Below are 12,239 nucleotides of genomic sequence, written 5' to 3' on the forward strand. Positions count from 1 at the left end.
GTCCTTATTGTTGTAGGAGGAAGTCGCCAAGGGCGTGGAAGAAGCCTTCGAGGTCGTCCCACGGAATCATGTGCCCGGCATTCGGTACGCGGGCGACCTGGATGCTCGGTTGCAGGGCCTGGATTTCCGCGATGTCGTCATCCAGGATCACGCCACCACGCCCGGCCACCATCAACAGGGCCGGGGCCTTGAGGTGCGGCAGGTCTTGGTGGAAGTCCACCGTGTGGAAGTCATTGAAGGCACGCACGATGGCCGGTTCAAAGCAGGTGTGCAGCCACTCGGCGCGCAGTTGCAGTTGCGCGTCGGTCCAGGTGGCGCAGAAGGCGCGCATGGCCTCTGCGTCCATGCCGATCAGGGATTGGCGGATCGAGTCGACGTACCACGGCAGTTTGCTCGGGTATTCACGCCGGCCGGGGCCGGACACTGGTGGGTCGATCAGCACCACACGGTTGACGCCCCTGGGGTGCTTGACCGCGCTGCGTACGGCAAAGCGCGCGCCCATGGAATGGCCGACCAAGTGGTAGCTGTCCAGGTGGAGTGCGTCGGCAAAGGCGCCAATGTCCTCGGCGCAGGTGTCTGCGCTGTAGTCCAGCCCAGGTCCGGTGGAGGACAGCCCACGCCCGCGCACGTCCAGCACGTAGGTGTCGAAGTGTTCGCCCAGGCGTTCGGCGACGAACCCCCAGGTGATTGCAGGGCTGGTGATGCCCGGGATCAGGATCAGCGCCGGCCCTTTGCCGCCGTAGCGCAGGTAATGCTGGCGAATGCCATTGGCCTGCACGTTGCCGCCATAGAGGAGGGTGCTCACGCGGCCACCCCCGATTTCAGCTCCTGGGCGTACAGGTCATAGCCGTAGACCCAGGCCGGATCTTCCTGGGTGCGCAGCCAGGTGTTGGCGTTGGACACGGCCTGCACGCGGGACGCACGTTCCTTGCGGTTGGCTTCGTAGAGCTGGAAGGCGGTGCGGTAGTCGCTGATCCCGGTTTCCTGCAGGCAGCGGGTGAGCATGGCGGCGTCTTCGATGGCCATGCCCGCGCCTTGGGCCATGTGTGGTTTCATCGGGTGGCAGGCATCGCCCAACAGCACAAGGCGGCCGCGGCTCCACAGCGGCAACGGGTTGCGGTTGCGCAGCGGCCATTTGGTCACGCTTTCGGTGGATTCGATCAGCGCCTGCACGGTGGGGTGGTAACCCTTGAACGCCTCGAACATCTCTTCGCGGCTGCTGTCGACGAAGGCACCCTGGAAGTCCCATTCGGCATGGGGCACACCGGTCACGTAGTAGTACTCGTCGCGCTTGCCGGTGGTGTAGTAGACCATCATGTGACGGTCTTCGGTCCACCACTTGATGCAGTCCTCGAACGTGAGGTCGTACTTGGCCAACTGGTCGCCACGGATCAGCGCGCGGTGCGCGACCCAGCCGCTGTACAGCGGTTTTTCCACGCCGAGCAGTTCTTCGCGGATCTTTGAGTTGATGCCGTCGGCGCCGATCACGATATCGGCGTAGGTCACTTCGCCGTCGGCAAAGGTCAGGCGCACCTGGGTATCGGTTTCTTCAAGGGTTTCCAGGCGCTTGTTGAAGTGCAGGGTGCCGGGCTTGAGGGTGGACATCTGCAAGGCGTGCAGGTCGCCGCGGTGCACGGTGATATAGGAAGCACCGTAGCCGGTGAGGGGGATGCGCGAGAGGTAGTCGCCGGTTTCGCCGCAACGGCTGAACCAGTGCTCGGGGTGCGAGCCCATCAGGTCCAACTGCTTCTCGATGCCCATGCGGCGGAAGATTTTCATGATGTTGGGGCCCATGTGGATGCCCGCGCCCAACCGGGAAAATTCCGGTGCCTGCTCAAAAACGTCCACGTCGAAGCCGGCTTGTTGCAACAGGGTGGCTGCCGCCGCGCCACCCAGGCCGGCACCGACGATGGCGATTTTTTGTGTGCTTCCCATGGGGCGTGTTCCTCTCTCTTTTTGATTTTTCGGCGGCATCTTTCCGCAAGGTTTTTAAAGTGTATACGCTCATTTTTTGAAATGGGAAGTCCATCGTTGAAAATTTATTTTTGGACGTTAATCGGCCTGTGTAACGCTTGGTAGCCATTAAGTATTAGGTTTGTGTGGGTTGGTAACGGTTTGGCGCGGCGCTTGCAGTCGGCCTGCAATTCAGGTCTTATCGTTATTAAATGGCGTATACGCTATAAAAATGCACTAGAGTGAAGCGCAATGCCTGAACTTGGTGCAACCCAACAGGAGACAGGAAAATGCCGGTAAGCGATTGCGAACTGACCCAGATGTTTGAACATGTGCTGCGGTTGTCGAAGGTCGATGCGACCCAGAGCGTGGCCGTGCTCAAGAGCCATTATTCCGACGCGCGTACCGTGCGTGCCGCAATGGACGCGGCGCAGCGCTTGGGCGCCAAGGTGTACGCAGTGGAATTGCCGTCGTTCAACCATCCACGGGCGATGGGCAATGACATGACCGCCTACTGCGGTGACACCGCACTCACCGGCAATATCGCCGCCCAGCGTGCGCTCGAAGCCGCCGACCTGATCGTCGATACCATGATGCTGCTGCACTCGCCGGAGCAGGAGCAGATCCTCAAGACCGGCACGCGCATCCTGCTGGCTGTGGAGCCGCCGGAAGTGCTGGCGCGCATGCTGCCCAGCGAAGACGACAAGGTGCGCGTACTGGCGGCCGAACAGATGTTGAAGAAAGCGCGTTCGATCCACGTCAAATCCCGCGCCGGCAGCGATTTCCGCGCCGCCTTGGGGCAGTACCCGTCAGTGACTGAATACGGTTTTGCCGATGAACCTGGGCGCTGGGACCACTGGCCGAGTGGTTTTCTGTTCTCCTGGCCTAACGAAGAAACCGCCGAGGGCGTGCTGGTGCTGGACATTGGCGACATCCTCCTGCCGTTCAAGACCTACACCCGCGAGAAGATCACCCTGGAGATCGAGAAGGGCTTTATCACCGGGATTCATGGTGGTTTCGAGGCCGAATACCTGCGCGACTACATGAAGTACTTCAACGACCCTGAGGTGTACGGCATCTCCCATATCGGCTGGGGCTTGCAGCCGCGGGCGCAATGGACCGCCATGGGCCTGCATGACAAGAACGACGGCATGTGCATGGATGCGCGGGCGTTCTATGGCAACTTCCTGTTTTCCACCGGGCCGAATACCGAGGTGGGCGGCACGCGCAAGACGCCGTGCCATATGGATATTCCGCTGCGCAATTGCGACGTGTACCTGGATGATGAGGCGGTGGTGATTGCGGGGGATGTGGTGGCCCCCGCAGCGTCCTTGGCTCGCTGAAAATCCCGTGTGGGCAGGGGGCAAGTCCCCTCCCGCATTTTTGAGTGCTTTCAGGCGATGAGTGCCTTGAGTCATTTCGGCATCCCCGCCATCATGCCTTCCCATCGCCAACCACCCACCGAGTCCGCCGTGCCTGATTCCTACGTCTTTTCTGAACAAGTTGGCCACCTGTTGCGCAAGGCCTACCAGCGCCACCTGGCGATCTTTCAGCAGAATGTCGGCGATTCGCAGCTCACTGCTGTGCAGTTCGTCACCCTGTGTGCGCTGCGCGATCACGGTGCAAGTTCCCTGACTGAGCTGGTCAAGGCCACGGCTGTGGACCAGGCGACCATTCGCGGGATTGTCGAACGGCTCAAGGTGAAGGAACTGATTACCCTGGAGCCCGACCCGCAAGACAAGCGCAAGGTGGTGGTCAACCTGTCTGGCGCGGGCGCCGAACTGGTCGCACACACTACGCCGCGCGCGGCACAGATCAGCGAGTTGACCATGAGCAACCTCAACCCCGCCGAACGGGTGGCGGTGCTGTTCCTGCTGCGCAAGATGATCGACGATCCCCAGGACTGATAGCGGCCTGGAGCCGGGCTTGGTTTGGTTAGCGGGCCCGTAGTGGCAAGGGGACCTTGTTGTGGCAAGTGGGCCTGTTGTGGCAAGGGGACTTGTTGTGGCAAGGGGACCTGTTGTGGCAAGGGGACCTGTTGTGGCGAGCGGGCTTGTTGTGGCGAGCGGGCTTGCCCCGCGTTGGGTGGCGAAGCCGCCCAATAAAGTCGCCGAGTTCTTTCTGAAAAACCGTGGCGCCTGGGGTTAGGGCCGCTTCGCGCCCCAACGCGGGGCAAGCCCGCTCGCCACAACAAGTCCCCTTGCCACAGCACAACCAGCCCACTTGCCACAGAGGATGCGTCCACCCCCTTGGCATCGTTTTTGCTCTGAGTTGATGTAGCAGCCACTTCATGAGTCAAGTGTGTCGCGAGGCCCCAGGTCCGTGACGCTTTTTTTTGACTGTTTCATGTAGTGACTACTTCATCAATGGAGACAGGCGAAGCGAATGATCAGCCCCCACATCACGGTAGCGCTTGAGGTCAACGGCCAACCCAGCGAAGTCAGCGCCATGGCGGACACCTCGCTGCTACTGGTGTTGCGCAATGACCTGCAACTCAACGGCCCCAAGTACGGCTGCGGTTTGGGGGAGTGCGGCGCATGTACCGTGATCATCGATGGCGTGGCCGCGCGCTCCTGTGTATTCCCGCTGTCGGGGGCGGCAGGGCGCAAGATCGTCACCCTTGAAGGCCTCGGCACGCGCCAGGCGCCGCACCCGGTGCAGCAGGCCTTTATTGATGAGCAGGCCGCCCAATGCGGTTACTGCCTCAACGGCATGATCATGACCACCAAGGCTTTGCTTGACCGCAATCCCAACCCCAGCGAAGCCGAGGTGCGCAATGAGTTGTCGGGCAACCTCTGCCGCTGTGGCACCCATCTCGAAATCCTCCGCGCGGTGCTGCGTGCCGCCCGCCTTATGACCGTGGATCGATGACCATGACCGATACTCCGCTTTCCCGTGACCAGTGGCTGGCCAAGGCCGGCGTGCTGCTGATCGTCGATGATGTGCTACCGCCTTCCGGCCCGGTGGCCAAGGGCGGGACGCCCACCGTGAAGCCCAAGGAACTGGGATTGTTTATCGCCGTGAACGATGACGGTCTGGTGTACGCCTTCAACGGCCATGTGGACCTGGGCACCGGTATCCGCACCGCGCTGGCGCAGATCGTCGCCGAAGAGCTCGACCTGGACCTGGACCAGGTGAGGATGGTGCTCGGCGACACGGAGCGCGTGCCAAATCAGGGTGCGACGATTGCCAGCGCGACCTTGCAGATTTCCGCGGTGCCGCTGCGTAACGCGGCGGCCGAAGCGCGGCGCTTTCTGTTGGCGCGGGCCGCCGGGCGTTGGGGCGTGAGTACGGCGAGCCTCAAGGTGGAAGCGGGCGTGATTCATGCGTCAGACGGGCGAACCCTCACCTATGGCGAGCTGGTCTGCGGCCAGCGCGATCAGTTGCGCGTCAGCGGTGATGCCCCCTTGAAGGCCCTTGAGGATTATCGCCTGGTGGGCAAGGGCGCCGAACGGGTAGACATCCCCGGCAAGGCCACTGGCGAGTTGACCTATGTCCATGACATGCGTGTGCCCGGGATGCTCCATGGTCGGGTGGTGCGCCCGCCGTATGCAGGGCTGGATTGCGGCGACTTTGTCGGCAACAGCCTGTTGAGCGTGGATGAGTCCTCCATCGCGCATATCCCCGGCATCGTCGCGGTGGTGGTGATCCGTGATTTTGTCGGGGTGGTGGCGCTGCGCGAGGAGCAGGCGATCAAGGCCGCCGAGGCGCTGCAGGTGCACTGGAAACCGTGGAACAATGGGTTGCCGGATATGAGCGATGTTGAGCAGGCGATCCGCGACAATCCTCGCCTTCGCCGCACGGTGCTCGACCAGGGCAATGTCGACGAAGCGCTCGCCAATGCCAGCCAGCGCATGCCGCGCAGTTACCTGTGGCCATACCAGATGCACGGCTCCATCGGCCCATCCTGCGGCGTGGCGGATTACACGCCGGCCGGCAGCCGCGTATGGTCCGGCAGCCAGAACCCGCACCTGCTGCGCGCTGACCTCGCGTGGTTGTTGGCCTGCGATGAAGCGCTGATCGAGGTGATCCGCATGGAGGCTGCCGGCTGTTACGGGCGCAATTGTGCCGACGATGTGTGTGCCGACGCGCTGCTGCTGTCGCGCGCGGTGGGCAAGCCGGTGCGCGTGCAACTGAGCCGTGAACAGGAACACCTGTGGGAGCCCAAGGGCACCGCGCAGCTGATGGAAGTGGATGGCGGCCTCAACGCCGACGGCAGCATTGCCGCCTACGATTTTGAAACCAGCTACCCCTCGAATGGCGCGCCGACCCTGGCGCTGTTGTTGACCGGTCGTGTCGAGCCGGTGGCGGCGATGTTCGAGATGGGCGACCGCACCTCGATTCCACCCTATGACATCGAGTCCATGCGCGTGACCATCAACGACATGGCACCCATCGTGCGGGCTTCGTGGATGCGCGGCGTATCGGCCTTGCCCAACACCTTCGCCCACGAATCCTATATCGACGAACTGGCGTTCGCTGCCGGCGTGGACCCGGTGGAATACCGCCTGCGTTATCTCAAGGATGAGCGCGCCATCGATCTGGTCAAATCCACCGCTGAACGCGCCAACTGGTCGCCGCGCACTGCGCCGATGCAGACCGCCAGCGAAGACCACCTGCTGCGCGGCCGCGGCTTTGCCTACGCGCGCTACATCCATAGCAAATTCCCAGGTTTCGGTGCGGCCTGGGCGGCGTGGGTGGCGGACGTGGCGATCGACAAGCAGACCGGCGATGTGTCGGTGACGCGGGTAGTGATCGGCCATGACGCAGGGATGATGATCAACCCGGCGGGCGTGCAACATCAGATCCACGGCAACGTGATCCAGTCCACCAGCCGCGTACTCAAAGAGCGCGTGACGTTTGAAGAGTCGACGGTGGCGAGCAAGGAGTGGGGCGGTTACCCGATTCTGACCTTTCCCGAAGTGCCGCAGATCGATGTGATGATGATGCCGCGCCAGGATCAGCCGCCCATGGGCGCTGGTGAGTCGGCCTCGGTGCCCAGCGCGGCGGCGATTGCCAATGCGATCTACGACGCCACCGGGATTCGCTTTCGCGAGTTGCCGATCACCCCGGAACGTGTGCTGGCGGCGTTGAATGCCGGCACCTTGGGGGAGCCCGCCAAGTCGCCGGAAAAACGCCGCAAGTGGTGGTTCGGTGCGCTGTTCGCCACCCTGGGCGCGGTGCTGGCCACGGCCTGGCCGTTTCACAGCGAGATTGCACCCATTGAGCCGCCCAGCGCCGGCACCTGGTCCAAGGCCACGCTGGAACGCGGGCGTTTGCTGGCGGCGGCAGGGGATTGCGCGGTGTGCCATACGGCGCCTGGTGGAGCGGCCAATGCTGGTGGCCTGGCGATGCAGACGCCGTTCGGCACGCTGTACAGCAGCAATATCACCCCGGATGTCGAGACCGGCATTGGCGCCTGGTCATACCCCGCGTTCGAGCGGGCGATGCGCGATGGGATTGGCCGTGACGGACGCAACCTGTACCCGGCGTTTCCCTACACGGCGTTTCGCAACATCAACGATGCCGACATGCAGGCCCTGTACGCCTACCTGATGGCCCAGGCGCCGGTTAGCCAGGCGCCGACGCCGAATGCCATGAGGTTTCCGTTCAATCTCCGGCCACTGATGGCGGGGTGGAATGCACTCAATCTGCGTCGCGGTGAAATCACCCCGCAGCCTGAACGCAGTGAGCAATGGAATCGCGGCAATTATCTGGTGAACGGCTTGGGGCACTGCGCGGCGTGCCATTCGCCGCGCAATCTGATGGGGGCAGAGAAGGGCGGCAAGGCGTTCCTGGCCGGTGGCATCGTGGACGGCTGGGAGGCCCCGGCGCTGACGGGGCTGTCGAAGGCGCCGACGCCGTGGACCGAAGATCAGTTGTTCACGTATTTGAGTACCGGTTATGCCGATGCCCATGGCGTGGCGGCGGGCCCGATGGGGCCGGTGGTCAGTGAGTTGTCGAAATTGCCCAAGGCGGATATCCGTGCGATGGCGGTGTACCTGGCGTCGCTGAAGGGCGAGGCCGTTGCTGACGTGCAGGTGGCGACCAGGGTGCCAAATCCCAATGGCCGGCGTGTGTTCGAGGGCGCGTGCAAAGCCTGCCATGCCGATGGCCTGGGGCCGAAATTGTTTGGGGTCAGCCCGTCACTGGCGACCAATACCAATGTGCACAGCGATCGGCCGGACAATTTGATCAAGGTGATCCTGCAAGGCATCAACAACCCGGCCACACAGGATCTGGGCTATATGCCGGGCTTCAAGGACAGCCTGTCGAACACTCAGGTGGCGGATCTGGTGGCCTATCTGCGCGGGCGATTTGCGCCGAATGCGCCAGGCTGGGAAGGGCTGGAACAGAAGGTCGCCCACCTGCGCGCCAACCCTGGTACGCACTGACACTATTGTGGCGAGCGGGCTTGCGCCCACAGGTGGGTCCGGTTTCTACAAGGGGGGCGGTGTGACGCCCCGGACCACCAGGTCACTGATAAATCCCAGCCAATCCTGCTGCGGCCCTTTGTTCGACAAATCCTCCCCCAGGAACGAGCTGAGGGTATGGCGGTTGGAGTTATAGAAGTAGCACAGCGAGGCGATCATCAAGTACACGTGCTTGAGGTCGACATCCTCGCGGAACACGCCCTGGGCCTGGCCGGCTTCGATAATCGGCCGCAATACGCCAACCGCTTCGCCTGACAGCCGTCGCATCTCACCCGACTGCCGGGCGTGCTTGCCCTGGTGCAGGTTCTCGATGCTCAGGATCGCCACGAACTCCGGGTGCTTGACGTAGTAGTTCCAGATAAACCCCACCAGGTCGCGCAGGGCCTGCACGGGTGTGTCGAGGTTCAGCTTGAGTTTGCCTTCGGCTTGGTTGAATTGCTCGTAGGTGTGTTCCAGCACGCAGACGAACAGGTGTTCCTTGCTGCCGAAATAGTAATAGATCATGCGGTCGTTGGAGTCGGCCTCCTTGGAGATGGTATCGACGCGCCCGCCGGAATAGCCGTCGCGGGTGAACACCTTGACCGCCGCCTGGAGGATGCGCGCGCGGGTCTGGTCGGCCTGTTGTGCCCGAATGCCGGTCTTCTTGATCACCATGTCAAAGTGCCTCGCACGACAGTTTGGGCGCGGAATATAGCATGGGGATTTTCCGCTCCGTTCTGTGACCGACAAGTTCTGTAATAAAAACGCCATTGCGCTGGGGATTCAATCCGCGCCGGGCTATTTTGGTGCATCTCAATAATTAGAGTAGCCATGGATGAAATACCAACCCTTCAGCCGCACATTAATTGCCACTGCGCTGGTGTTGACGGTCAGCGGCGTGCACGCCGCCTCCCAGGCCCCGGTGGCCGGTGAAAATGGCATGGTGGTGACCGCCCAGCATTTGGCCACTCATGTGGGCGTGGATGTACTCAAGGCTGGCGGCAATGCGGTGGATGCGGCCGTGGCCGTCGGCTACGCGTTGGCGGTGGTGTATCCGGCGGCGGGTAACCTCGGCGGTGGCGGCTTTATGACCGTGCAACTGGCCGACGGGCGCAAGACCTTCCTCGACTTCCGCGAAAAAGCCCCCTTGGCGGCCACCGCCGACATGTACCTGGACAAGGACGGCAACGTCGTTGACGGCCTCAGCGCCAAGGGCCATCTGGCGGTCGGCGTTCCCGGCACGGTGTCGGGCATGGAGCTGGCCTTGAGCAAATACGGCACCCTCAAGCGCGCCCAGGTGATTGCCCCGGCGATCAAGCTGGCGGAAAACGGCTTCGAACTGGAACAGGGCGATATCGACCTGCTGCACACCGCCACTGGCGAGTTCGAAAAAGACAAGGACCTGCGCGCGATCTTCCTGCACAACGGCCAACCGATGCAGGTGGGCCAGAAGCTGGTCCAGAAAGACCTGGCCAAGACGTTGAAAGAAATCTCTGCCAAGGGCAGCGACGGCTTCTATAAAGGCTGGGTGGCCAAGGCGTTGGTGGATTCCAGCCAGGCCGGCAAAGGCATCATCACCCAGGCTGACCTCGACAAGTACAAGACCCGCGAACTGGCGCCTATCGAGTGCGACTATCGTGGCTACCACGTGGTCTCGGCGCCGCCACCGAGCTCCGGGGGCGTGGTGATCTGCCAGATCATGAACATCCTCGAAGGCTACCCGATGGCCGACCTGGGCTATCACTCGGCCCAGGGCCTGCACTACCAGATCGAAGCGATGCGCCATGCCTATGTGGACCGCAACAGCTACCTCGGCGATCCGGACTTCGTGAAGAACCCGATCGAGCATCTGCTCGACAAAAACTACGCCACGAAACTGCGTGACGCGATCGAGCCGAACAAGGCCGGCGACTCCCAGGCGATCAAGCCCGGCGTATCGCCCCATGAAGGCAACAACACCACTCACTACTCCATCGTCGACAAGTGGGGCAACGCGGTGTCGGTGACCTACACCCTCAACGACTGGTTCGGTGCCGGCGTGATGGCGAGCAAGACCGGGGTGATCCTCAACGATGAAATGGACGACTTTACCGTCAAGGTCGGCGTGCCGAACATGTATGGGCTGGTGCAGGGTGAAGCCAACGCCATCGCACCGGGCAAGGCGCCGTTGTCGTCGATGAGCCCGACCATCGTGACCAAGGACGGCAAGGCCGTGATGGTCGTCGGTACGCCGGGTGGCAGCCGCATCATCACCGCCACCTTGCTGACCATCCTCAATGTCATCGACTACAAGATGAACATCCAGGAAGCCGTCGACGCGCCGCGTTTCCACCAACAGTGGATGCCAGACACCACCAACCTCGAAACCTTCGCGGTGAGCCCCGACACCCAGAAGATCCTCGAAAGCTGGGGCCACAAGTTTGCCGGGCCTCAGGATGCCAACCACCTGGCCGCGATCCTGGTGGGTGCACCGTCGCTGGAGGGCAAGCCGGTGGGGAATAACCGCTTCTATGGGGCCAATGACCCGCGCCGTAATACCGGGCTGTCGCTGGGCTACTAACCGCTGCAACTCCCTGTAGGAGCGAGCTTGCTCGCGAAGAACGTCAACGATAACGCGGGCATTCTGGATTGATCCGGTGCCCCTGCGTTCTTCGCGCGCAAGCTCGCTCCTACAGTATCTGTTTGACTGCCGCGAAGGCTTTGGCGCGGCGCGCTTCCCAATCCCCTCGAATCACCACCACCGCCTGTCGATGCTGCTGCATCCACTCAAGGCCATCGTTGAAAAACGCCTGGCGGTCGGCCAATTGCGGTTGGCAGCGCTGGCCATCCGCAGTCCATTCCACATCCTCCGGGGATAGCAGCAGGTGCAGGTCGTAGTGCCGGGCCAGCAGTTCGTCGTCGAGCCACGCCGGGTAGTCGCCGAACAGGGTCTGGCTCCACAGTTTGTTGGTCAGCAGGTGCGTGTCGAGGATCAGCAGGTGCGGTTGTTCGGCGCGGGCGGCGTCTTCCCAGGCCAGTTGGCCACGAGCGATGGCCGGAATGTCGGCCAGGCGGGTGTCACGCTGATGCTGGTCGATGAAATAGCGCACGTATTCCCCCACCATCAGCCCGCCGAAATGGGCTTGCAGTTCGCTCGCCAGCCAGCTTTTACCGCTGGATTCGGGGCCGGCCAGTACCACTACTTTCATGCGTGCAACGCCGGGTCGGCGCGCCATTCACGCCAGCCTTGCACGGCGATCACCGTGAACAAGGCGTAAAGCGCGGCGGTGAGGTAGAGGCCTTTGTAGAGAAACAGCCCGACGAAGATCACATCGAGGGCGACCCACAGCGGCCAGCACTGCACGCGCTTCTGCGCCATCCACATCTGCGCCACCAGGCTGAAGCCAGTCAGGGCGGCATCGAGCCAGGGTTGGGCGGCGTCGGTCCAGTGGGCCATGGCAGCGCCGAGCAGCAGGCTGCCGACCGCACCGATGGCCAGGCTGGTCATGATTGCAGGCCAGCCCAGGCGGGTGACCTGGCGGCCTTGCCTGACCTCGCCGGCGCGGGTCCACTGCCACCAGCCGTACACCTGCAAGGCGGCGTAGACCACCTGCAGCAGCATGTCGGAGTAGAGTTTCACGTCATAGAACACCCAAGTGTAGAGCAGCACCATCACCAGCCCGATGGGCCAGCACCAGGGGTTTTGCTTGACTGTCAGCCAGACAGCGATCACCCCCAGGGCGGCGGCGAACAGTTCAAGCCCGGACATGGTGGTTCCTTGGGAGAGTGGGAGAGGGCCGGGATTGTAACCAGAGGCAGGCAATCTTCAAAACACCGGAGGGCAAATGTGGGAGGGGCGGTGCGACGATTCGACTTGCCCCCTCCCACAGGTTG

Annotated in this window: 10 protein-coding genes; 5 read left to right on the forward strand and 5 right to left on the reverse strand. The window is 62.6% G+C overall.

Features of this window, described 5'->3' with window-relative positions; genetic code table 11:
* Positions 1-4 precede the first annotated feature (4 nt).
* Entirely contained in the window at positions 5-805 is an 801-nt protein-coding gene (locus AB7933_RS15855) for an alpha/beta fold hydrolase (protein ID WP_024075207.1), read from the reverse strand.
* Positions 802-1,935 carry an FAD-dependent monooxygenase gene (locus tag AB7933_RS15860; RefSeq protein ID WP_024075208.1) on the reverse strand — a complete coding sequence of 378 codons (1,134 nt, stop codon included), beginning with the start codon at positions 1,933-1,935 and terminating at the stop codon, positions 802-804. Before AB7933_RS15860 ends, AB7933_RS15855 begins: the two co-directional genes overlap by 4 nt.
* Positions 1,936-2,243: 308 nt before the next feature.
* On the opposite strand from AB7933_RS15860, the gene AB7933_RS15865 reads away from it, so the two are divergent.
* The 4 genes from AB7933_RS15865 (at position 2,244) to AB7933_RS15880 (ending at position 8,348) form a co-directional block, all read left to right on the forward strand.
* Positions 2,244-3,296 carry a 2,5-dihydroxypyridine 5,6-dioxygenase gene (locus tag AB7933_RS15865; protein WP_024075209.1) on the forward strand — a complete coding sequence of 351 codons (1,053 nt, stop codon included), beginning with the start codon at positions 2,244-2,246 and terminating at the stop codon, positions 3,294-3,296.
* A 129-nt stretch (positions 3,297-3,425) separates the two neighbouring features.
* On the forward strand, positions 3,426-3,860 hold the full coding sequence (locus AB7933_RS15870) for a MarR family winged helix-turn-helix transcriptional regulator (RefSeq protein WP_041161193.1): 435 nt from the start codon (positions 3,426-3,428) through the stop codon (positions 3,858-3,860).
* Positions 3,861-4,338: 478 nt separating this feature from the next.
* On the forward strand, positions 4,339-4,824 hold the full coding sequence (locus AB7933_RS15875; RefSeq protein ID WP_024075211.1) for a (2Fe-2S)-binding protein: 486 nt from the start codon (positions 4,339-4,341) through the stop codon (positions 4,822-4,824).
* A 2-nt stretch (positions 4,825-4,826) separates the two neighbouring features.
* Positions 4,827-8,348 carry a molybdopterin cofactor-binding domain-containing protein gene (locus AB7933_RS15880; protein WP_041160921.1) on the forward strand — a complete coding sequence of 1,174 codons (3,522 nt, stop codon included), beginning with the start codon at positions 4,827-4,829 and terminating at the stop codon, positions 8,346-8,348.
* A gap of 45 nt (positions 8,349-8,393) precedes the next feature.
* On the opposite strand, the gene AB7933_RS15885 is transcribed toward AB7933_RS15880, so the two are convergent.
* On the reverse strand, positions 8,394-9,041 hold the full coding sequence (locus AB7933_RS15885) for a TetR/AcrR family transcriptional regulator (RefSeq protein WP_024075213.1): 648 nt from the start codon (positions 9,039-9,041) through the stop codon (positions 8,394-8,396).
* 160 nt (positions 9,042-9,201) lie between these two features.
* On the opposite strand from AB7933_RS15885, the gene ggt reads away from it, so the two are divergent.
* Positions 9,202-10,926 carry a gamma-glutamyltransferase gene (gene ggt, locus AB7933_RS15890; RefSeq protein ID WP_024075214.1) on the forward strand — a complete coding sequence of 575 codons (1,725 nt, stop codon included), beginning with the start codon at positions 9,202-9,204 and terminating at the stop codon, positions 10,924-10,926.
* Positions 10,927-11,035: 109 nt separating this feature from the next.
* Here ggt and AB7933_RS15895 read toward each other — a convergent pair whose 3' ends face one another.
* Positions 11,036-11,554 (reverse strand): AAA family ATPase, encoded by a 519-nt coding sequence (locus tag AB7933_RS15895; RefSeq protein WP_024075215.1) that lies wholly within the window; start codon positions 11,552-11,554, stop codon positions 11,036-11,038.
* Positions 11,551-12,114 (reverse strand): nicotinamide riboside transporter PnuC, encoded by a 564-nt coding sequence (gene pnuC / locus AB7933_RS15900; protein WP_024075216.1) that lies wholly within the window; start codon positions 12,112-12,114, stop codon positions 11,551-11,553. Before pnuC ends, AB7933_RS15895 begins: the two co-directional genes overlap by 4 nt.
* Positions 12,115-12,239: the final 125 nt, after the last annotated feature.

The organism is Pseudomonas gorinensis, assembly GCF_042015035.1.
In the GTDB taxonomy this organism is placed as follows: domain Bacteria; phylum Pseudomonadota; class Gammaproteobacteria; order Pseudomonadales; family Pseudomonadaceae; genus Aquipseudomonas; species Aquipseudomonas gorinensis.